The sequence below is a fragment of the Paracoccus salipaludis genome (assembly GCF_002287065.1).
Classification (GTDB): Bacteria; Pseudomonadota; Alphaproteobacteria; order Rhodobacterales; family Rhodobacteraceae; genus Paracoccus; species Paracoccus salipaludis.
Genome location: NZ_NSJZ01000005.1, coordinates 1 through 25,421, shown reverse-complemented (window position 1 = coordinate 25,421; position 25,421 = coordinate 1). Strand labels below are relative to the sequence as shown.

26 protein-coding genes are annotated in these 25,421 nt (G+C 69.5%); 18 read left to right on the top strand and 8 right to left on the bottom strand.

Going from position 1 to position 25,421, the window contains the following annotated elements; genetic code table 11:
* The first annotated feature begins 59 nt into the window (after positions 1-59).
* Positions 60-308, top strand: a complete 249-nt coding sequence (locus CK240_RS07810) for a hypothetical protein (protein WP_095639789.1) — start codon at positions 60-62, stop codon at positions 306-308.
* A gap of 2 nt (positions 309-310) precedes the next feature.
* Here the strand turns inward: CK240_RS07810 and CK240_RS07805 are convergent, their stop codons facing one another.
* From CK240_RS07805 to CK240_RS07795, 3 genes are read right to left on the bottom strand one after another with little or no spacing between them, the layout of a single operon-like run.
* Positions 311-895 carry an ABC transporter ATP-binding protein gene (locus CK240_RS07805; protein WP_095639788.1) on the bottom strand — a complete coding sequence of 195 codons (585 nt, stop codon included), beginning with the start codon at positions 893-895 and terminating at the stop codon, positions 311-313.
* On the bottom strand, positions 885-1,679 hold the full coding sequence (locus CK240_RS07800) for an ABC transporter permease (protein WP_205957785.1): 795 nt from the start codon (positions 1,677-1,679) through the stop codon (positions 885-887). The genes CK240_RS07805 and CK240_RS07800 overlap by 11 nt, the downstream gene beginning before the upstream one ends.
* Positions 1,672-2,646: an ABC transporter substrate-binding protein gene (locus CK240_RS07795; RefSeq protein WP_095639787.1), complete on the bottom strand. Its 975-nt coding sequence runs from the start codon at positions 2,644-2,646 to the stop codon at positions 1,672-1,674. Before CK240_RS07795 ends, CK240_RS07800 begins: the two co-directional genes overlap by 8 nt.
* Before the next feature lie 162 nt (positions 2,647-2,808).
* Here CK240_RS07795 and CK240_RS07790 point away from each other — a divergent pair, with 162 nt between their 5' ends.
* The 6 genes from CK240_RS07790 to CK240_RS07765 all read left to right on the top strand — a co-directional run bounded on the left by CK240_RS07790 (position 2,809) and on the right by CK240_RS07765 (position 7,940).
* The gene (locus CK240_RS07790; RefSeq protein ID WP_095639786.1) at positions 2,809-3,543 is read left to right on the top strand and encodes a response regulator transcription factor; all 735 of its coding nucleotides are present in this window, start codon (positions 2,809-2,811) and stop codon (positions 3,541-3,543) included.
* Between the two features lie 3 nt (positions 3,544-3,546).
* On the top strand, positions 3,547-4,689 hold the full coding sequence (locus CK240_RS07785; RefSeq protein WP_095639785.1) for an FIST N-terminal domain-containing protein: 1,143 nt from the start codon (positions 3,547-3,549) through the stop codon (positions 4,687-4,689).
* Positions 4,679-6,013 carry an ATP-binding response regulator gene (locus tag CK240_RS07780; RefSeq protein ID WP_095639784.1) on the top strand — a complete coding sequence of 445 codons (1,335 nt, stop codon included), beginning with the start codon at positions 4,679-4,681 and terminating at the stop codon, positions 6,011-6,013. The genes CK240_RS07785 and CK240_RS07780 overlap by 11 nt, the downstream gene beginning before the upstream one ends.
* Before the next feature lie 64 nt (positions 6,014-6,077).
* Positions 6,078-6,761, top strand: a complete 684-nt coding sequence (locus tag CK240_RS07775) for a hypothetical protein (RefSeq protein ID WP_205957784.1) — start codon at positions 6,078-6,080, stop codon at positions 6,759-6,761.
* The gene (locus CK240_RS07770) at positions 6,758-7,090 is read left to right on the top strand and encodes a hypothetical protein (protein ID WP_095639783.1); all 333 of its coding nucleotides are present in this window, start codon (positions 6,758-6,760) and stop codon (positions 7,088-7,090) included. The genes CK240_RS07775 and CK240_RS07770 overlap by 4 nt, the downstream gene beginning before the upstream one ends.
* Before the next feature lie 67 nt (positions 7,091-7,157).
* Complete coding sequence (locus CK240_RS07765; protein WP_095639782.1) at positions 7,158-7,940, top strand: SDR family oxidoreductase; 783 nt, start codon at positions 7,158-7,160, stop codon at positions 7,938-7,940.
* Positions 7,941-8,044: 104 nt separating this feature from the next.
* On the opposite strand, the gene dalA is transcribed toward CK240_RS07765, so the two are convergent.
* Complete coding sequence (gene dalA, locus CK240_RS07760; RefSeq protein WP_095639781.1) at positions 8,045-8,557, bottom strand: divisome-associated lipoprotein DalA; 513 nt, start codon at positions 8,555-8,557, stop codon at positions 8,045-8,047.
* A gap of 112 nt (positions 8,558-8,669) precedes the next feature.
* Positions 8,670-9,146 (bottom strand): Fe-S cluster assembly transcriptional regulator IscR, encoded by a 477-nt coding sequence (gene iscR, locus CK240_RS07755; protein WP_095639780.1) that lies wholly within the window; start codon positions 9,144-9,146, stop codon positions 8,670-8,672.
* Between the two features lie 208 nt (positions 9,147-9,354).
* On the opposite strand from iscR, the gene CK240_RS07750 reads away from it, so the two are divergent.
* Both CK240_RS07750 and CK240_RS07745 read left to right on the top strand, forming a co-directional pair.
* A complete protein-coding gene (locus CK240_RS07750) occupies positions 9,355-10,014 on the top strand; it encodes an alpha/beta hydrolase (RefSeq protein ID WP_095639779.1) in 660 nt (219 codons plus the stop codon).
* Complete coding sequence (locus tag CK240_RS07745) at positions 10,011-10,730, top strand: VIT1/CCC1 transporter family protein (RefSeq protein ID WP_095639778.1); 720 nt, start codon at positions 10,011-10,013, stop codon at positions 10,728-10,730. Before CK240_RS07750 ends, CK240_RS07745 begins: the two co-directional genes overlap by 4 nt.
* A gap of 71 nt (positions 10,731-10,801) precedes the next feature.
* Here CK240_RS07745 and CK240_RS07740 read toward each other — a convergent pair whose 3' ends face one another.
* Positions 10,802-11,938: a Hint domain-containing protein gene (locus tag CK240_RS07740; protein ID WP_240517335.1), complete on the bottom strand. Its 1,137-nt coding sequence runs from the start codon at positions 11,936-11,938 to the stop codon at positions 10,802-10,804.
* 249 nt (positions 11,939-12,187) lie between these two features.
* Here CK240_RS07740 and CK240_RS07735 point away from each other — a divergent pair, with 249 nt between their 5' ends.
* Positions 12,188-13,402, top strand: a complete 1,215-nt coding sequence (locus CK240_RS07735; protein WP_095639776.1) for an NADP-dependent isocitrate dehydrogenase — start codon at positions 12,188-12,190, stop codon at positions 13,400-13,402.
* A 57-nt stretch (positions 13,403-13,459) separates the two neighbouring features.
* Here the strand turns inward: CK240_RS07735 and CK240_RS07730 are convergent, their stop codons facing one another.
* Entirely contained in the window at positions 13,460-14,248 is a 789-nt protein-coding gene (locus tag CK240_RS07730) for an MBL fold metallo-hydrolase (RefSeq protein WP_095639775.1), read from the bottom strand.
* A gap of 131 nt (positions 14,249-14,379) precedes the next feature.
* Here CK240_RS07730 and purQ point away from each other — a divergent pair, with 131 nt between their 5' ends.
* From purQ to CK240_RS07705, 5 genes are all read left to right on the top strand, one after another.
* A complete protein-coding gene (purQ, locus tag CK240_RS07725; protein WP_095639774.1) occupies positions 14,380-15,048 on the top strand; it encodes a phosphoribosylformylglycinamidine synthase subunit PurQ in 669 nt (222 codons plus the stop codon).
* Between the two features lie 59 nt (positions 15,049-15,107).
* The gene (locus CK240_RS07720; protein ID WP_095639773.1) at positions 15,108-16,913 is read left to right on the top strand and encodes a sensor histidine kinase; all 1,806 of its coding nucleotides are present in this window, start codon (positions 15,108-15,110) and stop codon (positions 16,911-16,913) included.
* A gap of 16 nt (positions 16,914-16,929) precedes the next feature.
* Positions 16,930-18,258, top strand: a complete 1,329-nt coding sequence (locus CK240_RS07715; protein ID WP_095639772.1) for a sigma-54-dependent transcriptional regulator — start codon at positions 16,930-16,932, stop codon at positions 18,256-18,258.
* A gap of 500 nt (positions 18,259-18,758) precedes the next feature.
* Positions 18,759-21,737 (top strand): Rne/Rng family ribonuclease, encoded by a 2,979-nt coding sequence (locus CK240_RS07710; RefSeq protein ID WP_095639771.1) that lies wholly within the window; start codon positions 18,759-18,761, stop codon positions 21,735-21,737.
* Positions 21,738-21,811: 74 nt separating this feature from the next.
* Positions 21,812-22,549: a cytochrome c biogenesis CcdA family protein gene (locus CK240_RS07705; RefSeq protein WP_095639770.1), complete on the top strand. Its 738-nt coding sequence runs from the start codon at positions 21,812-21,814 to the stop codon at positions 22,547-22,549.
* On the opposite strand, the gene CK240_RS07700 is transcribed toward CK240_RS07705, so the two are convergent.
* Positions 22,504-23,343 (bottom strand): enoyl-CoA hydratase, encoded by an 840-nt coding sequence (locus CK240_RS07700; protein WP_095639769.1) that lies wholly within the window; start codon positions 23,341-23,343, stop codon positions 22,504-22,506. The genes CK240_RS07705 and CK240_RS07700 overlap by 46 nt on opposite strands.
* 60 nt (positions 23,344-23,403) lie before the next feature.
* Between CK240_RS07700 and CK240_RS07695 the strand changes: the two genes are divergently transcribed.
* From CK240_RS07695 to rpsI, 3 genes are all read left to right on the top strand, one after another.
* Positions 23,404-23,820 carry a PaaI family thioesterase gene (locus CK240_RS07695; protein WP_095639987.1) on the top strand — a complete coding sequence of 139 codons (417 nt, stop codon included), beginning with the start codon at positions 23,404-23,406 and terminating at the stop codon, positions 23,818-23,820.
* Positions 23,821-23,962: 142 nt separating this feature from the next.
* Entirely contained in the window at positions 23,963-24,427 is a 465-nt protein-coding gene (gene rplM, locus CK240_RS07690) for a 50S ribosomal protein L13 (RefSeq protein ID WP_095639768.1), read from the top strand.
* Positions 24,428-24,429: 2 nt separating this feature from the next.
* Positions 24,430-24,951: a 30S ribosomal protein S9 gene (rpsI, locus tag CK240_RS07685; RefSeq protein ID WP_095639767.1), complete on the top strand. Its 522-nt coding sequence runs from the start codon at positions 24,430-24,432 to the stop codon at positions 24,949-24,951.
* The last annotated feature ends 470 nt before the right edge of the window (positions 24,952-25,421 follow it).

Genomic DNA, 25,421 nt, shown 5'->3' with positions numbered 1-25,421 from the left:
TCGCGTCAGAGCTAGCATCTTGAGGTCAGGCATCAAGCCGGACGTGAAGGATCAGCGACATGGCAACGACGACTGAATGCGGCGTGGCGCCGGCCACGCGGGGATGGCGGCTGCGCGGCTTCTGGGCCGGGCGGCGGATGCGGGCGCAGCATCGGGCAGAGGTCGCCCGGTTGGAAACGATGCCCGAATACCTGCGCAAGGACATCGGGCTGGACAGCGGGCTGCCGCTGTCCGGGTTCCAGAATGGCGGGCGGACCTTTGTCAGCCAGGGGGTGATCGATCGCACGCTGAGCGACTGGCACTGGTAGGCTCAGCCAAGCCGTGCCGGGCTGCCCGTCAGCATCAGCGGGCGGGCACCCAGCCGCGCGGCCTCGGTCGGGTCATGTGTCACCAGGATCAGCCCCGCCCCGCTGTCGTCCAGCAGCCGCGCGGTCAGGTCCAGCATCCGGCCTGCCGTGGTTGCGTCCAGCGAGGCGAAGGGCTCGTCCATCAGCAGGATCTGCGGCTGCGCGGCAAAGGCGCGCGCCAGCCCCAGCCGCCGCTGCTGGCCCAGCGACAACTGGCGCGGATAGGCCTCCTCGCGGCCCGCAAGGCCCACCTCGGCCATCAGCCGCCGTGCGGTCTCACGGTCCGCGCCCGTGGGCAGGGTGACGTTCAGCAGCGCCGTGCGCCAGGGCAGCAGCGTCGGTTCCTGGAAGACCATCGCCAGCCGCTCGGGCACTTCCAGCGTCCCGTCGAAGTCGCGGTCCAGACCCGCGACGATGCGGGCCAGCGTGGTCTTGCCGATGCCGGAGGGCCCCAGCAGGGCGACCCGCTCGCCCGCCGCCACCTCCAGCACCAGCGCGCCCAGCACGGGGCGGGTCCCGAAGGACCTGGACCGCAGGTCAAGGCGCATCCTGCCTCCAGCGGTTCGCGCGGGCCTGCCAGGGGCGCAGCAGCCCGAGGTCGATCAGCATCATGATCGCCACGAAGGCCAGGGCCCAGGCCAGCACGCGGGCCACGTCGAAGCTTGAGAACAGCAGGTGGATCTTGAAGCCCACACCGTTCGAGCGGCCCAGGAACTCGACCACCAGCACGATCTTCCAGATCAGCGCGATGCCCGACCGCGCCGCCGCCGCGATGGCGGGGGCCAACTGCGGCAGGATCACGTGGCGCAGCCGCGCGACCGGCCCCATGCGGAAGACGCGCGCCATGTCGTCCAGCGCGGGCGACAGCGCACGCGCCGCTTCGCGCAGGATCACGGCGACGGTCGGGATCTTGTTCAGCGCCACGGCCAGGATCGCGGCCGTCTCGTTCAGCCCGATCCAGATGTAGCAAAGGACGATCACCACCAGCGCGGGGATGTTCAGCAGGATCACCAGCAAGGGGTTCAGCCAGCGGTCCGCCGCGCCCGCCCGGCCCATCCACAGCCCCAGCGCGCCCCCGACCAGCATGGCGGCGACAAAGGCGATGGCCACGCGCATCAGCGTCATGCCGGCATGGAACCACAACTCGCCCGTGGCCGCGATCTCGGCCAGCCGCTGCAGGACCAGCAGGGGCGAGGGCAGGCGGCGCGGGTCGTCGCTGATGGCCGCGACCACCGCCCACAGGACGATCAGCGCGGCGACCGAGACGATGCCGGGGAACGGCCCGCCGCGTGCGGGGCGGCGGCCCTTGCCTGTGAGGGCCTTCTTATTCAACGGTCCAGAACAGTCCCGCAGGCAGTTCCGTCAGCCCGCCGGTCAGCTCGTCCCCGCCGAGTTCCGCCATGACCGAGAACATCCGCTGCGCCGCCGCCGGGTCCACATCGTGCGTCCGGGGGATGCCCGCGCGCCAGCCCTCGCGCAGCGCCGCGAACTCGGCGTCGTCGGCGGCGTTCATGATCGGCCGCAGCTTGTCCCATTGGGCCTCGTCGGTGGCGAGGATCTGCTTGGCCTCCCGCGATGCCGCGGCGAGGCCCTTCGCCAGCGCGGGGTTCTCGGCGATCCAGCTTTCGCGCAGGACATAGCCCAGCAGCGGCGTTTCGGGGTCGAGCCCGAGGTCGCGGGCGGCGCTGCCCACGTCGATGATCTCGCGCGCGCCCCCGGCCTCCATCTTGGCCTGGAAATGCCAGAAGTTGATCGCGGCATCGACCTCGCCCGCGTCCAGCGCGTTCATGATGATGGGGGGCGCGCCGAAGACCTGCTCGGTCGTGGCGGCGATGTCCTCGCCCCCGTCGCGCCGCGACCAGGCGCGCAGGATCAGCCAGCTCTTGTCCACCGGGCCGCCCGCGATGCCGATCTTCTTGCCCTTCAGGTCAGCCAGCGACTGCGCCGGGCTGTCGCCGCGCACCATCATGCCGCCCACCGAGGTCGAATAGGGCAGGAAGACGAAATCCGCCCCCGCCGCGCGCTGCTGCGCCACCCACAGCAGGTCCGACACGATCGTGTCCACCTCGCCCCCCTGCATGGCAACCTGCGTGGCGGGGTTCCCGGCCAGGGGCAGCATCTTCAGGGTGAAGCCGTTGGCGGTGTCGAGGCCCCGGTCGCGGATCGTCTCCAGTTCCCATGTGACGGTGCCGTTTTCCAGCGTGCCCACGGTGATCTCGGGCAAGGTCTGGGCCTTGGCGGGCGCGGCCAGCGCCAGCGCGAGGGCGGCGGTGGCGGCGATGCGGTGAAGGAACGACATGGGCGGGACTCGCATGATCCGGGGGGCGGCGGGACAGCGGCAGGCTGGCATGGGCGGGCGCGCCGATCAATCGCCGGATGGACGGTCTTGCGCCCGGAACCCGCCGCCTTAGACTAAGGTCGGGCCTGTCGGCAGCGGCCGGCCCCGTGGGGGAGGAAGACCATGACGACAGCCAGCCAGAACGCCGCGCCCGAACAGGGCTCCGGCAGCGGAGTCGCGTCCGCGCAGCCACGATTGTCCGCCGACCGCGTCAAGGACATCCTGATCGTCGATGACCATCCGCTGATGTGCGACGCGCTCGCGCTGACGCTGAAGATCAGCTTCGGCCGCAAGACCGTCCGCACCGCCCGCAGCCTGGCCGCGGCGGTGGACCAGATCCGCACCCATGGCGCGCCCGACGCGGTGATCCTGGACCTGAACCTGCCCGACGCGCGGGGGGCGGAAGGCATCGTCACCCTGCGCCGGCAACTGCCGGACGTGCCGATCACCATGATCTCGGCCGACCTGGAAAACGCCATGATCTCGGCCGCGATGGCGGCGGGGGCGCAGGGCTATATCGCCAAGTCGCTGGGCCGCGAGGCGCTGGTCGACAGCCTGCGCCGCATGTGGGAAGGTGAGCGCGTCACGCCCGAGGGCTACGAGCCCGAGGCGGGAGGGTCCGAGGACGACGCCCGGGCGGAACTCGCCCGCCGCTTCGCCACGCTGACGCCCCAGCAGATGAAGATCCTGCGGCTGATCTGCCAGGGCAAGGCGAACAAGGAAATCAGCTACGAGCTGTCGATCGCCGAGGCGACGGTCAAGACGCATATCACCGCGATCATGTCCAAGATCAACGCCCGCCGCCGCACCCAGGCCGTGCTGCTGGCCAACAGCGCCCGGCTGTTCGATCCGGGCTGAGCCATGGAGGCGGCCGGGCTTTCTCCGGTGACGCTGAGCGTCGAGGCGGCCGACCCGCAGGGGGCCGCGACGCTTGCGCGCGGGCTGGACGCCTGCGACCCGGCCCTGGTGCTGCTGTTCGGCTCGCCCCGCACGGCGCTGGACCCGCTGGCGCGGCAACTGGCCGCCGCCCTGCCGGAAACCTGCATCGCCGGCTGCTCGTCGGCCGGAGAGATCGGGCCGCAGGGCTACCAGCGCGGCACCGTGGTCGCCATCGGCTTTCCCCGCCGCGCCTTCCATGCCCGCACCGTCGCCCTGCGGGACCAGGGGGCAATCCCCGTTTCGGCCTGGCTGTCGGAACTGCGCCAGCTGCGCGACGCCTTTCCCCCGACCCCCGGCTGGTCGCAGTTCGGCGTGCTGCTGGCCGATGGCACCGCCTGCCACGAGGATGTGCTGGTGTCCGCCATCGACGCGGCCCTTCCCGGCCTTCCCGTCGTAGGAGGATCGGCCGGCGACGGGCTCGCCTTCGAGGAAAGCTCGCAGATCCTCGGCGGCGCGGTGGTGCCGGGCGCTGCCGTCTTCGTGCTGGTGGAAACGGCGCTTGCGGTGGCCGAGGTGAGCTTTGCCCATTTCACCCCCACCGCCCGCCGCGCCGTCGTCACCCGCGCCGACCCCGCCCGCCGCGAGATCCAGGAACTGAACGCCGAGCCCGCCGCGCAGGAATACGCGCGCCTGGCCGGGCTGGACCCCGACCGGCTCGAACGCGCCGATTTCGCGCGCCATCCCCTGCTGCTCAAGACCGGGCGGCGGCACCATGTCCGCGCGATCCGCGGCCTGGGCGAGGATGGCGGCTTGCGGCTTCTCTCGGCCATCGAGCCGGGCACCGTGCTGACGCTGGGGCAGGCGGGTGACGTGACGGCGGGCTTCGCCGCGGCGCTGGACGCCCTGCCGCGCCCGCCGCTGATGGTGCTGGGCTTCGACTGCATCCTGCGCCGCCTCGCCGTGGAACAGGCGGGCATGACCGACGTGATGACCGACCTCTTCGGCCGCTACCGCGTCTGCGGCTTCAACACCTATGGCGAGCAGATCAGCGGCATGCACGTCAACCAGACCTTTGTGGGCCTGGCGCTGATGGAGCCGGAAGCGGGCGCCCCCGATGCTGCCTGACACCGACGATGCCGAACGCCGCGCGGCCAAGTTCGAGCGCATCGCCCAAGTGCTGATCGACCGCGTCGACCGGCTTGAGGAAACGCGCGGCTCGGCCTGGTCCATGTTCCAGGCCGCCGTTGCGCTGGAACAGGAAGCCCTGGCCCGCACCCGTGATCTGGAACGGGCGCTGGCCGACCTGTCGGAAAAGAACCGCGACCTCGCCGTGGCCCGCGCGGCGGCCGAAGAAGCGAACCGGTCCAAGACCCGTTTCCTGCGCGCGGCCAGCCACGACCTGCTGCAACCGCTGGCCGCGGCCCGGCTGTTCCTGTCGGCGCTCAGCGACACGGACCTCGACCCGCTGCAGCAGGAACTGGCCGGACGCCTGGCCGGGGCCTTCGAATCGGTCGAGGAACTAATGCACGCCGTTCTCGACATCAGCCGGCTCGACAGCCAGCGGATCGAGTTCCACCGCAAGCCGGTCGAGCTGGACGCCCTGTTCCGCCGCCTGGCCGTCGAATACGCCCCCATGGCCGAGGCGGGCGGCCTGCGGCTCAGCTTCGTGCCCACCTCGGCTGTGGTGGACAGCGATCCGACCTTCCTGCGCCGCATCGCGCAGAACCTCGTATCCAACGCGATCAAGTATACCGAGACGGGCGGCGTGGTCGTGGGCGTCCGGCGACGCGCGGGCTTTGTCTGGCTCGAGGTGCGCGACAGCGGCGTGGGCATCTCCGAAGCCGACCGCGCGCGCATCTTCGACGAGTTCCAGCGCGCCGTCCGCGAGGGCGGCCCCCAGGGGATGGGGCTCGGCCTTTCGATCGTCCGCCGCGCCTGCGGCAAGCTGGGCCACCCGATCGAGGTCGAAAGTCAGCCCGGCCGGGGCACCGTCTTCCGGGTGGGCCTGCCCCCGGTGCAGCCGGGCACGGCCCTGGGCGAGGGCAACGGCGCCGCGCCGCACGGGCTGCGGGCGCGGGTGGCGCTGATCGTGGAAAACGACGCGGCCATGCGGCGGGGCTACGAGCTGATGCTGGCCGGGCGCTTCGGCATGGTCGCCCGCGCGACCGGCGGCACGGCCGAGGCCCTGGCCGCGATGGGGCAGGACGACCCCCCCGACGTGATCCTGGCCGACTTCAACCTGGATGGCGGCGACACAGGCATCGCCGCCATCCAGGCGCTGCGCGCGGCAGCGGGCCAGCCCATCCCGGCGGTAATGGTGACGGCCCAGCGCAACCCCCAGATCGCCCGTGACTGCGCCGCCATCGGGGCGGTGCTCGTGGAAAAGCCGGTCTGTCCCGAGGAGCTGGGCGCGGTCCTGTCGCGCACCCTGTCACGGACGCGCGCGTGAGGGCACTGGGGGCTTGGCAAGCCGACCGCGCCGCGACATCGTGGCGCGCGAGGGAGGACTGACGATGCGACAGCACAAGAGCCTGCGCGGCCTTCTGGCCGCGGCGATGCTGGCGGGATGCCTGGCGGGCGCGCCCGCGATGTTGGCGGCCGGCGAGGCGGGCGATCTCATCTTTGCAGAGCGCGGCCCCTGGGCCCTGGGGGACCGGACGCTGACCTGGTCGCTGGTCCACGAGGGCCCGGCCTCGCCCGCCTTCGTCCAGGTCATGGACGGGCGGATCACGATGTCCGAGGTGACGGACCCTTCGGACGGCAAGCCCGTGCTGCAACTGGAACAGAAGGCCAAGGGGCGCGACCGCAAGATCGGGCGCTTCCCCCTGTCGGGCGGCGATCCCAGCGTGGTGTTCTTCCTGGAAAGCACCACCCGCGACATGGCGACCCTGACGGGCGGCAGTCCCGACTATATCCGCAACCGGATCAAGGACGCGGTGTTCCGCGGGGGCTCGGTCGCGCGCGAGGGCGGCGTCACCACCGTGGTCGCCCGCCCCTTCGAAAGCGACCCGAACCGCGCCCGCATGGGCGGCTTCGAGACGCTGCAACTGCGCTTCGTCCTGGGCGACGACCCTGCGGCCCCCATCCGCGAGATGGTCGCCGAAACCGCCGGCCCCGTGTCGCCCGCCGTCCCGCGCGAGATGGCGGGGCAGGTCATCGCGCCCGCGCCCTATCGCCACGCCATGGTGCTGCAGTGAAACGCGCCCTGGTCCTGCTGGGGCTTCTGGCCGCGCCCGCGGCCGCGCAGCAGGTCAACGACTACCCGACCGAGGCGCGGGTGGAATACGCGGTCGCCTGCATGGCCACCAACGGCGAGTCGGCGGACGCGCTGCAGCGCTGTTCCTGCGCCATCGACGCCATCGCGGGCGTGCTGCCCTACCAGGATTACGTCGAGGCCGAAACGGTGTTGCGGATGCGCCAGACCACGGGCGACCGCTCGGGGATGTTCCGGGGCGGCGGGATGATGGAGGCGATGGTGGCCGACCTGCGCCGCGCCGAGGCCGAGGCCGAGATCCTCTGCTTCTGATCGCCCGCCCTTGACCTCGGCCGCCCGGAAGGGTTCGGTCTGCCCGGACATCCAACCGGGGGCGAACATGGATCTGGGCATCAGGGGCAGGAAGGGGCTGGTCTGCGCGGCCTCCAAGGGGCTGGGGCGCGGCTGCGCCGAGGCGCTGGCCGCCGAGGGCGTGGAACTGGTGATCAATGCGCGTGGGGCCGAGGCGCTTGAACGCACGGCCCGCGAGCTTTCGGAAGCGTACGGTGTCACCGTCACGCCGGTCGCGGCCGACATCACCACCGCCGAAGGCCGGGCCCGCGTGCTGGACGCGCTGGGCGGGCAGGCCGACATCTTGGTGACCAACGCGGGCGGACCGCCGCCGGGCATGTGGACGGACTGGAGCCGCGACGACTTCATCCGCGCCATCGACGGCAACATGCTGTCGGCCATCGCGCTGATGCAGGCGCTGGTGCCCGGCATGATGGAACGCGGCTGGGGCCGGGTCGTCAACATCACCTCGGCCGCGGTGCGTTCGCCCATCCCCCAACTCGGCCTGTCGAACACGGCGCGCAACGGCCTGACCGGCTTTGTCGCGGGCATGTCGCGGCAGGTGGCGGAAAAGGGCGTCTGCGTGAACAACCTGCTGCCCGGCATCCACGACACCGACCGCGCCACCTCGCTGGACCAGGGCGTGTCGAAGGCCCAGGGGATCAGCCCCGACGAGGCCCGCCGCCGGCGCGAGGCCACCATCCCGACGCGGAACTACGGCCGGGCCGAGGATTTCGGCGCCGCCTGCGCCTTCCTCTGCTCGCAGCAGGCGCGCTTCATCGTGGGCCAGAACCTCGTCCTGGACGGCGGCGCCATGAACGTCACCGTCTGACGGGCGTCAGGGCCGCCGTCTTGCGGCGCGGCCCTGCAGTTCTTCTTTGTTCAAATATCCCGGGGTCCGGGGCAGCGCCCCGGTCCGGCCGCGCAATCGGAAGATCAGCCCCCGACCAGCACCGTCCACCAGATCTTGTTGGTCTGCTCCTGGAACCAGCCCATGCCAAGCTCGCGCGCGGCCGGGTCCATCAGGATGTCGCGGGTGTCGCGGGTCTGCATCCACGCGCCCAGCGTGGCGATCTCGTTCTCGTAGGTTTCCGAGATGTCCTCGCCCAGAAGCCGCCCGGCATAGCCCTGCCGCCGCACCCGCTCCAGCGGCGAGGACCCGTCCGAGCCGAAGTGCCAGGCCCGGTTCTGGGCCGACATGTCGCGCGAATGGGCCATGGCGGCGGCGGCCAGCTGCGGGCTCAGCACCAGCGGCTGCATCCCCTGCTGGGTCCGCAGCAGGTTGATCTGGGTCAGCACGCGGGTCGGGATCTCGGCCTCCTCGCGCGGGGTGATGCGGTAGGCCACGGGGATCGGCTGCCCGTCGGGCCCGATCTGGGGGACCGGCCGGACGGCACAGGCCGACAGGGTCATCAGGGCCAGGACGGCGGCAAGGGTCAGCTTGGTCATGATCGGGTCCGTTCAAGGGTTTGCGCCCGATTACCGGACCGGATTCGGGCCTTCAAACCCAAGAATGCGTGTGGCGCCACGATGCCTCGGCAGGCGTTGCATCCCTGCCGTGTCAGACCTGGGTCGTCTCGCTCTCGTCGTCCTCGACCGACAGGATGGCGGGCACGGCGGGGCAGGGCAGAAGCCCGTTCGTCGCCACGTCCCCCAGGGTCGTGTTGTGCAGGAAGACATAGACATGGGCCGAAAGCCCTTCCCACAGCCGGTTGGTCATCGACTGCGCCCGCGTACCGCTCTGCCCGCCGGATGCGCCGGCGCCGACATGCAGCGCGCTGACCGTCTCGTCCACGGCGCCCAGGATGTCGGCCACGCGGATGGCCTCGGGGGCCCGCGCCAGCTTGTAGCCGCCGCCGGGGCCCCGCACGCTTTCGACCAGCCCCGCGCGGCGCAGCCGCACGAACAGCTGTTCCAGGTAGGGCAGCGAGATGTTCTGCCGCTTCGAGATCGCCGCCAGGGTCGTCAACCGTCCGGGGCTGATCGCCAGATCGACCAGCGCGACCATCGCATAGCGGCCCTTGGTGGAAAGCTTCATCTGCGGCCCCTGTCCTGACGGGCGGTCCCGACGGGCCAGACAGATTGACGCCGTCTCGCGCCCTGCGCTAAGCCCGCCCTGCCGTTTCTTGCAGAAACAGGCCGCGCGTCCCAGATGTCCGTCTAAGGTCTGCCATCCGCTGCGTCAAGGAACCCGCCAGGGGCCGAGCTCCGCGCGGGGCCGCAGCGGTCAGCCGAACAGGAGTATCATGCCCGAGCTTATCTTCCCCGGACCCGAAGGCCGCCTCGAAGGGCGCTATCACCCCCAGCCCAAGCCCGATGCCCCCATTGCCATCGTGCTGCATCCCCATCCGCAATATGGCGGAACCATGAACAACCGGGTTGTCTACAACCTGCACTATGCCTTTCACCGCATGGGCTTCACGGTGCTGCGCTTCAACTTCCGGGGCGTGGGCCGCAGCCAGGGCGAGTTCGACCAGGGCGTGGGCGAGCTGTCGGACGCCGCCGCGGCGCTGGACTACCTGCAGGCCATGAACCCGAACTCCAAGCACTGCTGGGTCGCGGGCTTCAGCTTCGGCGCCTGGATCGGGATGCAGCTTCTGATGCGCCGGCCCGAGATCACGGGCTTCGTCAGCGTCTCGCCCCCCGCGAACATGTATGACTTCAGCTTCCTCGCGCCGTGCCCGTCCTCGGGCCTCATCATCAACGGCACGGCCGACCGCGTGGCGCCGCCCAAGGACACCAATGCCCTGGTCGGAAAGCTGCGCGAGCAGAAGGGCATCACCATCACCCACGAGGAAATCGAGGGCGCGGACCACTTCTTCCGCGACGACGAGCTGCACATGAAGCCGATGATCGACAACGTGCAGTCCTACGTCCGCAAGCGGCTGACCGAGTCCACCCGGTGAGCGCGGCGGGTGCCTCCCGCCGCGACCCGCTGCGCGAATACCTGGGCCAGATCGTCTACGGCGGCAACGACGGCATCGTGACGACCTTCGCCATCGTGTCGGGCTTCGCGGGGGCGGGGGCGGGGGCGGATGGCGCGGCCCGCGTGGGCGCCCTCGCGGTCCTGTTGTTCGGGCTTGCCAACCTGTGCGCCGACGCGGTGGCGATGGGCCTGGGCGCCTATCTTTCGGACCGTTCCCAGCGCGAGGTCTTTTTCCGCCAGCGCCAGGCGGCCATGTCCCGGATCGAGCGCGAGCCGCAGGCCGCCGAAGCCGCCATGCGGGACCTGCTGTCCCGGCAGGGCGTCACCGGGGCCGACGCGCAGGAAATGACCGCCATCCTTGCGCGCAACCCGCGCCTGATGGCGGACATGGTGCTGCACTACGGCCTCGGCGTCAGCGATCCCGGCGGCGGCAGCCCGGTCGGGCGCGCCCTTGTCACCTTTCTGTCCTTTCTCGCGCTCGGGTCCATCCCGATCCTGCCCTTCATCCTGTCCGAGCCTTCAACCACGACCTTCGGGGCCTCGGTCGCCGCGACCGCCGCGGCCCTTGTGCTGCTGGGGCTGCTGCGCTGGCGGGCGACCGGGGAACGCTTCCGCCAGGCGATGGGCGAGACGCTGGCCGTCGGCCTCATCTGCGCGGTCGTGGCCTATCTGGTCGGGACGGTGGTCGGCGGCTGAGCTGCGAGCCGCCGCCTGCCGCAAGCGGTGATCGGGCGCCTGCGGAGCCGGGGCCTGCCGCGGCGCCGGGCTCAGCCCGCCAGCGCGACCCCGTTCTTGCCGTGGCGCTCGGCCAGCTTGCGGGCCAGGCGGCCGGGCACAAGCGTGCGGGCCGGGGCGAAGGCGGCGTTCTCGTCGCGCAACTCGGGGAAAAGCGCGTGGATCTCTGCGGCCGCGGCCTCGCCCAGCGCGGCAAGCGCCATCGGGCCGGGATAAAGCGACTCGGTCTCGGCGCCGTTGGAAACCAGCACCTCGTGGTGGTCGAACATCAGGTGCAGGTAGGTGACGTCGCGCGCCTCGGCGTCGATCTCGATGCCGGGCAGGGACAGAAGCTGCTTGGCCGCGACCAGCACCTCGGACGCGCCGAACATGCGCACCGCGATGGACGACCGCACCAGCACGCGGTGCTGGGGCGAGACGACCAGATCCCGCGCAGGCTGCCCTGCGCCCAGCGCCCCCGCCTTGATGCGGATCGGACGCAGGTTCGGCTGGGCGTCAAGCTCAACCGGGCGCAGCGTCCGGCGGCCGGCCCAGCGGACGGGCTGCAGCCCGTTGTCGCGGGTCCAGACGAGGTCGCCGACGGCGATGCCCTCGACCGGGCGCTCGCCTTCCGCGGTGCGGATCATGGTGCCGGCGGCAAAGCAGGGAACGATGGGAAGCTCGAAGATCTCGGGGGCGAAGGAAATGCGCGACGAGGGATAGATGTTCGCCGGCAGCGGCTTGGCCTTCAGGATCGTGACGCCGCGCAGCCCGTCGATGCAGGTCCAGTCCTTCAGCGTGTCGACCGAGGGGCGGAAGAACATGTCGCCGTTGCCCATCTGGATCAGCACGCCGCATTCATTGACGGTGGACCCGTCCGGCAGGGTCAGCCTGTAGTCCACCTCGAAGAATCCGGTGATCTGGGTGGTGGCCCTGGTTCCCGTGTGCGGCGACACGTAGGTCATCTTCGACGCCGGAAGCAGGTTGTAGCTGGCCGAGAAGCCGCATTCCGCGTTTCCCCAGCTGCCGACGTTGTAATCCTTGCCGCTGATCGCGACCGCCTTGATCTCGGACGGGCCGAAGGCGTCGTAGCCGGCCAGCTTGCCGGCCTCGCTCTGCGTTGCCGTGGAATTGGGGGTGGAGTTGAATTGCGGCTGATTGCCGAACCAAAGCAAATTGACCGTAGCCACTGGAAACATCCTGACAGGAAAACTGGTAACAGTTTCCCTCTAGCTTCCCTGGCGCCTTTGGATGAACTTGTCTTTCCGGACAGTTTTATTAGAAAAAGCCGCTATTTGGACGGATTCCGAAGTTGACGTAACGGCAATTGGCGGTGTCCGGCCGCCTTCCGTTCCTGCGGCATACCATCGCATACCGTCTTCCCATCCGGGGGGATTGGCGCTATGAGCGCGCGACACCAACGCCAAGGGGGGACCCCCATGACCAAGATCAAGGTAGACAACCCCGTCGTCGAGCTGGACGGCGACGAGATGACCCGGATCATCTGGGACTTCATCAAGCAGAAGCTGATCCTGCCCTATCTGGACATCGACCTGAAATACTATGACCTGGGCATCGAGGAGCGCGACCGCACCGAGGACCAGATCACGATCGACGCGGCCAACGCGATCAAGCAGTACGGCGTCGGCGTCAAATGCGCGACCATCACGCCCGACGAGGCGCGGGTCGAGGAGTTCGGCCTCAAGAAGATGTGGAAGTCGCCGAACGGCACCATCCGCAACATCCTGGGCGGCGTGATCTTCCGCGAGCCGATCATCTGCCAGAACGTGCCGCGCCTGGTGCCCCACTGGACCCAGCCCATCGTCGTCGGCCGCCATGCCTTCGGCGACCAGTACAAGGCCACCGACTTCCGCTTCCCCGGCAAGGGCACGCTGTCGATCAAGTTCGTCGGCGAGGATGGCGAGACGATCGAGCACGAGGTCTTCCGCTCGCCCGGCGCCGGGGTGGCGATGGGGATGTACAACCTCGACGACTCGATCCGCGACTTTGCCCGCGCCAGCCTGAACTATGGCCTGCAGCGCGGCTATCCGGTCTATCTTTCGACCAAGAACACGATCCTCAAGGCCTATGACGGCCGCTTCAAGGACATCTTCCAGGAGGTGTTCGACGCCGAGTTCGCCGACCAGTTCAAGGCCAAGGGCATCACCTACGAGCACCGGCTGATCGACGACATGGTGGCCTCCGCGCTGAAGTGGTCGGGCGGCTATGTCTGGGCCTGCAAGAACTATGACGGCGACGTGGAATCCGACATCGTGGCGCAGGGCTTCGGCTCGCTCGGCCTGATGACCTCGGTGCTGATGACGCCCGACGGGAAGACCGTCGAGGCTGAGGCCGCCCACGGCACCGTGACCCGCCACTACCGCGAGCACCAGAAGGGCAAGGAGACCTCGACCAACTCCATCGCCTCGATCTACGCCTGGACGGGCGGCCTGAAGCACCGCGCCAAGCTGGACAACAACGAGCAGCTGATGCGCTTTGCCGAAACGCTCGAGCGCGTGACGGTGCAGGCGGTCGAGGACGGCTTCATGACCAAGGACCTCGCTCTGCTGGTCGGCCCCGACCAGAAGTGGCTGTCCACCATGGGCTACCTGGAAAAGGTGGACGAATACCTCAACAAGGCGCTGGCGGGCTGATCGCCGCCCCCTTGCGGGAAACGGAAACGGCCGGGCGATCGCCCGGCCGTTCTCGTGTCAGCTCGACGGTCCCTTGGGGTCGTCGGTTTCGGGATACCAGTCCACGATGGCGACGGCGGTCGCGGCGCCGGTGGCGCGCAGCTTTTCGGCGAACTCGGCCGGGTCGTTGCCGCGGTGGTGATAGGGGATGACCACCTTCGGCGCCATCTCGGCGACGCCTTCCACCGCCTGGTCCACCTCCATCGTGTAGGGCAGGTTCATCGGCACGAAGGCCACGGCGATGTCCTTCTGGGCGCGGAACTCGGGCGTGGCCTCGGTGTCGCCCGCGATGTAGATGCGGCCGTGGTCGGGCGTCGTCAGCACATAGCCGTTGTCGCGCCCCTTGGGATGATACTGCGTCCGCTCGGGCGTGAGGTTGTAGGCGGGCACCGCCTCGATGGGCATCCCCGCGACCTCGCCCGTGTCGCCGTTGGCCATCACGGTCGCGCGGGACCGCAGCGCCTCGGGCAGCTTTTCCGCCACCGCCGGGTTCACGATCAGCGCTACGCCTTCGGTCACGACGGCGGCCAGCACCTCGGGGTCGAAGTGGTCGCCATGCTCATGCGTGACCAGCACGGCGGCGGGCGTCTCGGCCGAGGCGTAGCGATCGGCCCCGCCCACGGGGTCCACCAGGATCTTCTGTCCGCCCAGCGTCAGCATCAGGCTCGCGTGCCCGAAGGGCGTCAGGAACGCGGGCGCGGCGGAGGGGGAGGGGGCGGCGGCCTGCGCCCGCAGCATGGCGGGCAGGCCGGCCGCGGCCCCCGCGGCCAGGGCAGCGGCGAGGGTCTGGCGTCGGTTGAGGCGCATCGCATGTCTCCGAAGAATGAGGGACGACGATCAAGTCCTGCGCACCGCCCGCGGTTCCCGCCCCTGCCGCCCTTTTCCAATCGGCCCCGGCACGCTATCTGCACCCCATCCCAGCCTCGGAGCCCCTGCCGATGAAAGCCGCCGTCATCACCTTCCCCGGGTCCAACTGCGACCGCGACCTCGCCGTCGCGCTGAAGGCCGCAGGCGCGGATGTCGCCCGCGTCTGGCACAAGGACGACGCGCTGCCTCCGGGTACCGACCTCGTCGCCGTGCCGGGCGGCTTCTCCTTCGGCGACTACCTGCGCTGCGGGGCCATCGCCGCGCGCTCGCCCGTCGCCCGCGCCATCCGCGACCATGCCGGGCGCGGCGGCTACGTCCTGGGCGTCTGCAACGGCTTCCAGGTGCTGACGGAACTGGGCCTGCTGCCCGGCGCCCTGATGCGCAACGCGGGCCTGACCTTCATCTGCAAGGACGCCTCCCTGCGCGTCGAGGCGCGCGACAACGCCTTCCTGTCGGCCTTTGCCGAGAACGAGGACATCACCCTTCCCGTCGCCCACCACGACGGCAACTACCAGATCGACACCGAGGGCCTGGCCCGTCTCAGGGCCGAGGGGCGCATCGCGCTGAGCTATCGCGGCGGCCTGAACGGCTCGGTCGCGGACATCGCAGGTGTGCTGTCGGAAAACCGCCGGGTGTTGGGGATGATGCCCCACCCCGAACGGGCGGCCGAGGCGGCGCATGGCGGCTCGGACGGCGCGCGGCTGTTCCACGGCCTGATCGATTCGACCGTCGCGGCGTAAAACGGCCGATCGGAAGCAGGTGCTTGAGCGGAAGGCCGCCTTTTCCTAGATTGGCCGGCATGGCAGATCGCGGCCAAGAGATCGAGGACGACCCGACCCATCCAGCCGCGCTGCGTGCCCGGCTGGCCGCCCGTGCCCGGCTGGTCAACCGGCTGGGCATCGTCCTGCTGCTGGCCGCCGCCGTCGGCGCGATCTGGTGGACCAACGTCTGGCTGACCGAACGCTTTTCGGAAAACACGCGCGTGCGGGCCGAACTGCGCTCGGCGCTTTATACCGGGAACCTGCTGTCGGAACTGCAGCGCACCTCGGTCGTGCCGCTGCTGCTGGCGCGCGACCCCGCGCTGATCGGGGCGCTCAGCACCAAGGACTACGCCACCGTCTCGGCCCGGCTGATCGCGGCGCAGAAGGACATCGGCGCGGCCTCGATCCGGCTTCTGGACAACTCGGGCCGGACGGTCGGGGCCACGGACCGCAAGCTCCTGGGCGCGAACTACGTACTGTCGCCCTTCTATGTCGAGGCGCTGCGGACGAACGACACGGTCTTCACCGTCTCGCCCGGCAGCACGGGGGGCTTCGACTTCACCTATTCCCGCGCGGTGGTCAGCGACGGGCGCGCGCTGGGCGTGATCGTCGTGGGCGCCGACCTGTCCCGGCTGGAACGGTCGTGGTCGGGGATCTCGGACGCGGTGGTCGTCACCGACAGTTCGGGACAGATCATCCTGTCCACCGAACCGCGCTGGCGCAGCCACACCCTGGCCGACGCGCTGGCGGTGCGTTCCGCCCCTTCGGCGATCGAGCGCGCCTTCCAGGTCACGACCGACTGGTCCAGCCGCCCCGCCGATGCCTATGTGGGCGGCCGCGCGGTCATGCAGACGGAAACGCGCATTCCCTTCCGGGGCTGGCGGATGACCCTGTTCACCACCTTCGAATCCGTGCGCGACCGGGTGAATGCCTTTCTTGCGCTGGAAATCATGGGCTTTGCCCTGCTGATGGCGCTGGGCTTCTATGTCCTGTCGCGCCGCGCCAGCGTCAAGTCCGCCCGCTATCGCCGGGAATCGGCCGACCTGCGCGCCCTGAACGCGCGCCTGACCCGCGAGATCGCGGAACGCGAGCGGATGCAGCGCGAGCTGCGCGTGGCCGAGCAGACGGTCCAGCAGGCGTCCAAGCTGGCCGCCCTGGGCGAGATGTCGGCCGGCGTCAGCCACGAGCTGAACCAGCCGCTTGCCGCCATGAAGACCTATCTCGCGGGCGCGCGGCTGCTGCTGGAACGCGGGCGGGGGGACGAGGCGCTGACCTCGTTCCAGCGCATCGACGACCTGCTGGACCGCATGGGCACGATCACCCGCCAGCTCAAGTCCTATGCCCGCAAGGGCGGCGAGGCCTTCGAGCCGGTGGACCTGCGCGTGGCCCTGTCGGGCGCGCTGACCATGATGGAGCCGCAGTTGCGCAACCGCCGCGTCCGCCTGCAGCGCAGCCTCCCGCGCGAGCCGGTGATGGTCTTCTGCGACCGCATCCGGCTGGAACAGGTCATCATCAACCTTTTGCGCAACGCCATGGACGCCACGCGCGAGGTCCGCGACCCCTCGATCGAGCTGGTGTTGGACAGGTTCTCGCACGCGCGGCTGTCGGTGCGCGACAACGGCCCCGGCGTGGCCGACCTGGAAAAGCTGTTCGAGCCCTTCTGGACCACGAAAAGCCCCGGCGAGGGCACCGGCCTCGGGCTCGCGATCTCGTCCGGGATCGTGGCCGATTTCGGCGGCCGCCTGACCGCCCACAACCGCGAAACCGGCGGCGCGGTGTTCGATCTCGAACTGCCGCTGTATGAACCCGCCCGGCGCGGCGCCACGCCGCTGGCCGCGGAATGACGAAAGGACTTGGCAGATGACGCAGACGATGACCGTGGCGATCGTCGACGACGAACCCGACATGCGCGAATCGATCAGCCAGTGGCTGACCCTGTCGGGCTTCCGCACCGAAAGCTTCGCCAGCGCGGAAGAGGCGCTGAAGGCCATCGGCCCGGACTGGCCGGGGGTGGTGATTTCCGACATCCGCATGCCGGGCATGGACGGCATGGCCTTTCTCAAGCGCCTGATGGGGCAGGACTCGGGCCTGCCCGTGATCATGATCACCGGCCATGGCGACGTGCCCATGGCGGTCGAGGCGATGCGGCTCGGGGCCATGGACTTCATGGAAAAGCCCTTCAATCCCGACCGCATGACGGAGTTGGCCAAGAAGGCGACGCAAGCCCGCCGCATCACGCTGGACAACCGCGCCCTGCGGCGCGACCTGTCCGAAGGCCAGCAGGTCATGTCCAAGCTGGTCGGCTCCAGCCCGGCGATGGAACGCCTGCGCGAGGACATCCTGGACCTCGGGCAGGCCGACGGCCATGTCCTGATCGACGGCGAGACGGGGACCGGCAAGACGCTGGTGGCCCACGCCCTGCACGCGGTCGGGCCGCGCGCGTCCCGCAAGTTCGTCCCCATCTCCTGCGCCGCCTACAACGAGGAGGCGCTGGCCACGCGGCTGTTCGGCCCGGTCGAGGACGGGCTGCCGGCAGTCGAGGAGGCGCGGGGCGGCACGCTCTGCCTTGAGGACATCGAGGCGCTGTCCGAGCCCTTGCAGGCCCGGCTCCTGGCCTTCATCGCGGGGCAGGGCGCGCCCGCCGAGACCCGGATCATCGCCATCTCGAATGCCCGCGGCGAGGGCCGCCGGGCCGAGGACAGCCTGCGCCCGGACCTCTTCTACCGGCTGTCGGCGCTGAAGATCACCCTGCCGCCCCTGCGCCAGCGGGGCGAGGACATCCTTGCGCTGTTCACCCGCATGACCGAGCAGTTCGCCGACGAATACGGCTGCGAGCCGCCCCAGATCACCGCGCAGGAGGCCGCGCAGCTTTTGCAGGCGCCCTGGCCGGGCAACATCCGCCAGCTCATCAACGTGGCGGAACGGGCGGTGCTGCAGAACCGGCGCGGCTCGGGGTCGATCACCTCGCTGCTGATGGGCGACGGTGAGGAAGCGCAGACCGCCGCCACCACGACGGAAGGCAAGCCGCTCAAGGAATATGTCGAAAGCTTCGAGAAGATGCTGATCGACAACACCATGCGGCGCCACAAGGGCTCGATCAGCGCGGTCATGGACGAATTGTGCCTGCCGCGCCGGACCCTGAACGAGAAGATGGCGAAATACGGCCTCAGCCGCAGCGACTATCTTTAGGCACAGGGAATGTGCATTGCCTGTGCATGGATCGTGCATCGGCGGTGATGCAACCAAGGGCTGAAGGCGGCGGCGACGCTTTCGCATTGTCATTCCTTGGCTTCACCCCCTATGTTGGACCCATGCGCGGGCTGCGGCCATTCATCGGCCGCGCTTGCCCGGCACCCGGTTTCGCAACGTGGCGGTTCTGTCGGTTTCTTCCGGCGGCCTGCTGCGTGGGAAAAAGCCGGCGGACCGGCCCGTCCCTGGGGACGTGCGGCCCGCCGAAACATTCGCCGCCCTTGCCCGCGTGACGCGGTTCGAGGGCACAGGAAAAAGAGACGCGATGGATCGCGCGATGGATGACGACGCACGGAGCCGGCGGGGCATGAGCCCCGCGGGCCATGTGGTCGCCGGCCCCGCAGTCCCGTCCGGCGCCCTCCGCGCGTCCTCATCAAGCCGCACCCCCATGTCCGGCCCGCCTTCGCGCGGACGGCCCGGGCTGCGCGAAAGAACGATTCATGGCAAAGAAAATGCTGATCGACGCCACGCATCCCGAGGAAACTCGGGTCGTCGTGGCGGACGGAACCAAGGTCGAAGACTTTGATTTCGAGACACTGAACAAGCGGCAGCTCGCCGGAAACATTTACCTGGCCAAGGTCACGCGGGTCGAGCCCTCGCTGCAGGCGGCCTTCGTGGATTACGGCGGGAACCGTCACGGCTTCCTGGCCTTCGCCGAGATCCACCCGGATTACTACCAGATCCCCGCGGCCGACCGCCGCGCGCTGATCGAGGAGGACCGCGCCGCCGAGGAGGCCGAGGCCGAGGAGGGCGCCTCCGAGCGCCGGCCGCGCAACAGCCGCAACCGTGGCCGGGGCCGCGACGAACGCGCCGAACGCGCGACCGGCGGTGACGCCGTGACCCGCTCCGAGCATGTGCCGGGGATGGAGGTCATCGGCGCGGACACGGACGACCATGCCGATGACGCCGCGGTCGAGTCGGGCTTCGCCGCCGCGGGTGGCGATGTCGTGGACACCTCGGTCGAGGGGCAGGGCGGGAACGCCGATGCGCTCGAGCCCGCGCCCGTCCACGAGCCCGCCCACGAGCCTGCGCATGCCGACGAAGAAGCGGAGGCGGGCGAGGACGCCCGGTCCGGGGATGCGCCCGAGGACGCCTCGGATGAGGACAAGGCCGAGGACCGCGCCGGCGACCACGACGACGAGATCGAGTCCGTCGCCGAGGAGGACGTGGCCGAGGAGATCCGCCCGGCCCGCAAGCCGCGCGCGCGCCGTTACAAGATCCAGGAAGTCATCAAGGTCCGGCAGATCATGCTGGTCCAGGTCGTCAAGGAAGAGCGCGGCAACAAGGGCGCGGCGCTGACCACCTATCTGTCGCTTGCCGGGCGCTATTGCGTGCTGATGCCCAACACGGCGCGCGGCGGCGGGATTTCCCGCAAGATCACCAATGTCGCCGACCGCAAGAAGCTGAAAGAGATCGCGGCCGAGCTGGAAGTCCCGCAGGGCGCGGGGCTGATCATCCGCACCGCCGGCAGCCAGCGGACGCGCACCGAGATCAAGCGCGACTACGAATACCTCATGCGCCTGTGGGAGCAGATCCGCGAACTGACCTTCAAGTCGGTCGCGCCCGCGCCGATCTACGAGGAAGGCGATCTCATCAAGCGCTCGATCCGCGACCTTTACAGCAAGGACATCGAGGAAGTGCTGGTCGAGGGCGAGCGCGGCTTCCGCACCGCCCGCGACTTCATGGCGATGATCATGCCGACGCAGGTCCGCGCCGTGAAGCACTATACCGACCCGACGCCGCTGTTCGCGCGCTACCAGGTCGAAAGCTACCTGTCGGGCATGTTCAGCCCGGTCGTGCAGCTGAAGTCGGGCGGGTACATCGTCATCGGCATCACCGAGGCGCTGGTCGCCATCGACGTGAACTCGGGGCGGGCCACCAAGGAAGGCTCGATCGAGGAAACGGCCTTCAAGACGAACTGCGAGGCCGCCGACGAGATCGCCCGCCAGCTGCGCCTGCGGGATCTGGCAGGCCTGATCGTCATCGACTTCATCGACATGGACGAGCGCAAGAACAACGCCGCCGTCGAGAAGCGCTTCAAGGAGGCGCTGAAGAACGACCGCGCCCGCATCCAGGTGGGCCGCATCTCGGGCTTCGGCCTGCTGGAGATGAGCCGCCAGCGCCTGCGGCCGGGGATGCTGGAATCGACCACGCAGCCCTGCCCGCACTGCCACGGCACCGGGCTGATCCGGTCGGACGATTCGATGGCGCTGACGATCCTGCGCGCGATCGAGGAAGAGGGCACCCGCAAGCGGTCCCGCGAGGTTCTGGTCAGGGCGCCGGTCGCCGTCGCGAACTATCTGATGAACCAGAAGCGCGAGCATATCGGCACCATCGAGGCGCGCTATGGCCTGTCGGTGCGGGTCGAGGCCGATCCGGCGCTGATCTCGCCCGACTACGCGCTGGAGAAGTTCAAGACCGCGACCCGCGTCGTGCCCGAGCCCGCCACGGCCGCGCTGTCGGTGGATGCGCGCCTGATGGCCGAGATCGACGAGAGCGAGGATCTGGCCGAGGAAGAGATCGAGGTCGAGATCGAGGTCGAGGAGGCGGCGCCTGCCACCGCCGGCACCGACGACGAGAACGGCAGCGGCTCGCGCCGCCGCCGCCGGCGCCGGCGTCGGAGCGGGCGCAATGGCGATGAGGCGAGCGGGAGCGAGCATTCCCTTTCGGACGACGCCATCGAGCCGGAGTCCGAGGCCGAGCCCGTGCAGGCAGAGGCCGAAGCCGAGGGTGAAGCCGCCGAGGAGGACAAGCCCTCGGGCCGCGCCCGCCGCTCGCGTTCGCGCTCGCGCCGCCGCGGCGAGGACCGCGAGGCGGCCCGGGCCGAGGCCGAGCAGGCGCAGGGTGTCATTGACGAAAGCCGCGACGTCCCGGCGGGCGAGGGCGCGCCGGTGGAAACCGGCGGCATCCCGGCGAACGCGGACGGGCTGGACGACGCGGCCGAGGGTCCGCAGGACGACGCGCCCGACGCCGCTGCAACGGACATGCCCGAGGCTGCGGCGGATCACGCCCATTTCCGGGACAGTGATGAAGGCGCCATGATGCCTGCCGGGGTCGATGACGTTTCGGCGGCGCCGGAGGTGACCCCGGACCTGTCCGATGGCGCGCAGGCGGACGATGCGGGCGCTGGCGACAGCGGGAACGCGGCAGAGGCCGAGCCGTCGTTCGAGGCGCCCGTGTCGGATGAAGGCGCAACGGTCGATGCGGCCGATGAGGCCGAGGGTGCCGCGGCTACGGCGGGCGACCGGGTGGCTGGCGACGAGGAGACCGCGGCTGCATCGTCCGAAAGCAGTCCTGCCGCTGCCGAAGGGACAGTCGCCGAGCCGCAGGCCGATGTCGCCGTCCTCGAGGCGCCCGAGCCTGCCGCCGAGCCGCAGTCCGCGCGCCCCCGGCGCCGGGGCTGGTGGTCCAAGGGCTGACCTGACGCAGCCGTGACGTTCTGACGTGAGGCCGGGGCTTCCCCGGCCTCGTTCTTTTCGCCAAGGTGCGGCCCATGTTTGGGATCGAACTCGCCGATGCGGCCATCCTGCCGGCCGCCCTTGTTGCGGTGGTCGCGGGACTCCTGTCCTTCCTGTCCCCCTGTGTCCTGCCGATCGTGCCGCCCTACCTGGCCTACATGACCGGGGTGAAGGTCTCGGCGCTGCGCGAACGCCAGCGCAGCGCGGTGCTGCCGGCGCTGTTCTTCGTCCTCGGGCTGTCCACCGTCTTTCTGCTGATGGGCTATGCGGCCTCGGCCTTCGGGCGGGCCTTTCTGCAGTATCAGCCGATGCTGGTGACGGTTTCGGGCATCTTCGTCATCCTGCTGGGGCTGCATTTCCTGCATGTCTTCCGCATTCCCCTGCTGGACCGCGAGGCGCGGATCGAGGCCGGGGACAAGGGCGGCACCGCGCTGGGGGCCTATCTGCTGGGCCTCGCCTTCGCCTTCGGGTGGACCCCCTGCATCGGGCCCCAGCTTTCCATGATCCTGACGCTGGCCGCGACCGAGCCCGGCCGCGGCACGACCCTGCTGGGGATCTATGCGCTGGGGCTTGGCATTCCCTTCCTGCTGTCCGCGATCTTCATCGAGCGGTCCATCGGGCTGATGAACCGCCTGAAGCGGCACATGGGGCTGATCGAGCGCGCCTCGGGCGTGCTGCTGATCGCGGTGGGCGTGCTGCTGCTGACCGGCTGGCTGGGGGTGATCAGCTACTGGCTGCTGGAAACCTTCCCGGCGCTGGCCGCCATCGGCTGAACCGCCCAGGCGGGCTGGCGCTTTTGGAGGAAGGCGTTCAGCCCCTCGTCCGTATCGGGCAGCATCAGGTTCTCGCACATGACGGCGCCGGTCTGCTGGTAGGCGTCTGCGAGGCCGAGGCCAAGCTGATCGCGAAAGGCCCGCTTGCCCAGGCGCACGGCCGCCGGCAGCTTGGTCGCGACAAGCTGCGCCAGCGCCATGGTTTCCCCGGCCAGCCGTTCGGGCGGGACGACGCGGTTCACCAGCCCCAGTTCGCGGGCGCGGTGGGCGTCGATGAACTCGCCCGTCACCAGCATCTCGAAGGCGGCGCGGGGCGGGATCGCGCGGGTCAGCGCCACCATCGGCGTCGCGCAGAAAAGCCCGATGTTGATGCCGTTGACGCCGAACCGGACGCCTTCGGCCGCCACCGCCATGTCGCAGCTGGCGACAAGCTGGCAGCCGGCTGCTGTGGCGATCCCCTGCACCTCGGCGATGACCGGCTGGGGCAGGGCGCCGATGGCCTGCATGACGCGGGCGCAGTCCCCGAACAGCGCCTGATAGGCCGCCTCGCCGCCATCCGCATCCGCGCGCGCCGCCTGCATCTGCCTGAGGTCGTGGCCCGCCGAGAAGGCCTTGCCCTCGGCCGCGAGGATCACGGCGCGCACCGTATCGTCGGCGGCGATCCGTTCCAGTTCCCCGGCCAGCGCGGCCAGCATCTCGTTCGACAGCGCGTTGAAATTGGCCCCGCTGGTCATCACCAGGCGCGCGACCGCGCCGTGGTCCTCTCGCCGGATCAGTTCGCCGGTGTTCGCCATTGTCTCTCCCCTCTCGCTCGCGCCAAAGTCTAGGCGGCGAAGGAAAGGGTGGAAAGCATGATGCAGCCGCAGGAGATCGAGGCCTTCCTGGATCGCGAGTTTCCGCAGGTCAGCGGATACAGCGTGATGCGCGTGGACGGGCAGGGGGTGGAGATGAAGCTGGCGGTCCAGGACCGGCACCTGCGGCCTGGCGGGACGGTCTCGGGGCCGACGATGTTCGAACTGGCGGACCTGGCGATGTATGCGGCCGTGCTGTCGCGGATCGGGCCGGTGGCGCTGACGGTCACCACGGGCGCCAACATCGACTTCATGCGCAAGCCCGCGGCGGGGCGCGACCTGCTGGCCGAGTGCCGTCTGCTGAAGCTGGGCAGCGTGCTGGCGGTCGGCGACGTGCTGATCCGCAGCGAGGGGGCGGCCGAGCCTGTCGCGCGGGCCGCGCTGACCTATTCGATTCCGCCGAAATCGCGCGGGAACTAGACGCTAACGCCGGGTATCATATTACCAATGTTACAGCATGTTGAAAAGAGTGGATTTTACAGGGCGCTCGCGCGTTGACCTTCGGGGACGCTTTGGTGCATAGACCCCTATCCGAATTCACACCCCCCGAAAGGGACGACCGATGAAGACCTACACCGCGAAACCGGCGGAGATCGAGAAGAAGTGGATCCTGATCGACGCCGAGGGCGTCGTTCTGGGCCGCCTCGCCACGATCGTCGCCAGCCGCCTGCGCGGCAAGCACAAGCCGACCTACACGCCGCACATGGACATGGGCGACAACGTGATCATCATCAACGCCGACAAGGTGCAGATGACCGGCGACAAGCGCGACGACAAGAAATACTACTGGCACACCGGCCACCCGGGCGGGATCAAGCACCGCACCGCCCGCCAGGTGCTGGAAGGCGCGCATCCCGAGCGCGTGGTGATCAAGGCCGTCGAGCGCATGATCAGCCGCAACAAGCTGGGCAAGCAGCAGATGACCAACCTGCGCGTCTATGCCGGCGACCAGCACCCGCACGAGGCCCAGCAGCCCGAAGTGCTGGACGTCAAAGCGATGAACCCCAAGAACACCCGGAGCGCCTGATCATGGCCCAAGACATCAAATCGCTGGACCAGCTGAGGGACGCGGTCACGGCCAGCGCCGGTGCCGTCCAGGGCTCGACCTCGGAAGAAGCGCGCAGCCTGCAGGCCGCCGTCGCGCGTGAGCCCCAGCGCGACGCGCAGGGCCGCGCTTATGCCACCGGCAAGCGCAAGGACGCGGTCGCCCGCGTCTGGGTGAAGCCCGGCTCGGGCAAGGTCACCGTCAACGGCAAGGACATGGCAGAGTACTTCGCCCGTCCCGTGCTGCAGATGATCCTGCGCCAGCCCTTCGACATCGCAGGCGTCGCCAACCAGTACGACGTTTATGCGACCGTTGCCGGTGGTGGTCTCTCCGGCCAGGCCGGTGCCGTGAAGCACGGCATCTCGAAGGCGCTGCAACTGCACGAGCCCAGCCTGCGCGCCGCGCTGAAGGCCGCCGGCTTCCTGACCCGCGACCCGCGCGTGGTCGAGCGGAAGAAGTACGGCAAGGCGAAGGCCCGCCGGTCGTTCCAGTTCTCGAAGCGCTGATCGTTTCGAATCGAGCAAGTCCAGGGGCGCGGCATCAGCCGCGCCCTTTTTCTTTTGCGCTGCGTCCGTCCCGCCGGGTCGCGGATGAGCTGAATCACGCGGGCAACCGATTCCGTCATCCACGCGTTGCGTAACGGTGAGAGATTCGGGCTCGGGAGCGGGCGCAATCCTTGCCGCGAGCCTTCGGTCCGCCTTGGCGGAACCAAGAAATCATAGTCTTTCAACCACTTGCATTGAACTTGTGGTTTGGGTGATTTTTTATGCTTGCCCTGTCTGATTGTTCCCCCTAGATACCGCTTCACCGAACGGCGGGGACGCTGGGAGGGACGGGGAAGCCGGGAGGCGGAACCGGGGGGTCCTGGGTGGCGCCGCGGAAGATTGTCGAGAAGGTTCTTGACGGTGGGCTGCGGGATCGCTAGATAGGGTTCCTGCCTCGGCGACGGGGCGACTGGAAATTCGGGACGGACGAC

Coding starts and splice junctions, on each gene's coding strand:
- CK240_RS07810 (WP_095639789.1), top strand. CDS start 60: ATGGCAACGACGACTGAATGCGGCGTGGCGCCGGCCACGCGGGGATGG.
- CK240_RS07805 (WP_095639788.1), bottom strand. CDS start 895: ATGCGCCTTGACCTGCGGTCCAGGTCCTTCGGGACCCGCCCCGTGCTG.
- CK240_RS07795 (WP_095639787.1), bottom strand. CDS start 2,646: ATGTCGTTCCTTCACCGCATCGCCGCCACCGCCGCCCTCGCGCTGGCG.
- CK240_RS07790 (WP_095639786.1), top strand. CDS start 2,809: ATGACGACAGCCAGCCAGAACGCCGCGCCCGAACAGGGCTCCGGCAGC.
- CK240_RS07785 (WP_095639785.1), top strand. CDS start 3,547: ATGGAGGCGGCCGGGCTTTCTCCGGTGACGCTGAGCGTCGAGGCGGCC.
- CK240_RS07780 (WP_095639784.1), top strand. CDS start 4,679: ATGCTGCCTGACACCGACGATGCCGAACGCCGCGCGGCCAAGTTCGAG.
- CK240_RS07775 (WP_205957784.1), top strand. CDS start 6,078: ATGCGACAGCACAAGAGCCTGCGCGGCCTTCTGGCCGCGGCGATGCTG.
- CK240_RS07765 (WP_095639782.1), top strand. CDS start 7,158: ATGGATCTGGGCATCAGGGGCAGGAAGGGGCTGGTCTGCGCGGCCTCC.
- dalA (WP_095639781.1), bottom strand. CDS start 8,557: ATGACCAAGCTGACCCTTGCCGCCGTCCTGGCCCTGATGACCCTGTCG.
- iscR (WP_095639780.1), bottom strand. CDS start 9,146: ATGAAGCTTTCCACCAAGGGCCGCTATGCGATGGTCGCGCTGGTCGAT.
- CK240_RS07750 (WP_095639779.1), top strand. CDS start 9,355: ATGCCCGAGCTTATCTTCCCCGGACCCGAAGGCCGCCTCGAAGGGCGC.
- CK240_RS07735 (WP_095639776.1), top strand. CDS start 12,188: ATGACCAAGATCAAGGTAGACAACCCCGTCGTCGAGCTGGACGGCGAC.
- CK240_RS07730 (WP_095639775.1), bottom strand. CDS start 14,248: ATGCGCCTCAACCGACGCCAGACCCTCGCCGCTGCCCTGGCCGCGGGG.
- purQ (WP_095639774.1), top strand. CDS start 14,380: ATGAAAGCCGCCGTCATCACCTTCCCCGGGTCCAACTGCGACCGCGAC.
- CK240_RS07720 (WP_095639773.1), top strand. CDS start 15,108: ATGGCAGATCGCGGCCAAGAGATCGAGGACGACCCGACCCATCCAGCC.
- CK240_RS07715 (WP_095639772.1), top strand. CDS start 16,930: ATGACGCAGACGATGACCGTGGCGATCGTCGACGACGAACCCGACATG.
- CK240_RS07710 (WP_095639771.1), top strand. CDS start 18,759: ATGGCAAAGAAAATGCTGATCGACGCCACGCATCCCGAGGAAACTCGG.
- CK240_RS07705 (WP_095639770.1), top strand. CDS start 21,812: ATGTTTGGGATCGAACTCGCCGATGCGGCCATCCTGCCGGCCGCCCTT.
- CK240_RS07700 (WP_095639769.1), bottom strand. CDS start 23,343: ATGGCGAACACCGGCGAACTGATCCGGCGAGAGGACCACGGCGCGGTC.
- CK240_RS07695 (WP_095639987.1), top strand. CDS start 23,404: ATGCAGCCGCAGGAGATCGAGGCCTTCCTGGATCGCGAGTTTCCGCAG.
- rplM (WP_095639768.1), top strand. CDS start 23,963: ATGAAGACCTACACCGCGAAACCGGCGGAGATCGAGAAGAAGTGGATC.
- rpsI (WP_095639767.1), top strand. CDS start 24,430: ATGGCCCAAGACATCAAATCGCTGGACCAGCTGAGGGACGCGGTCACG.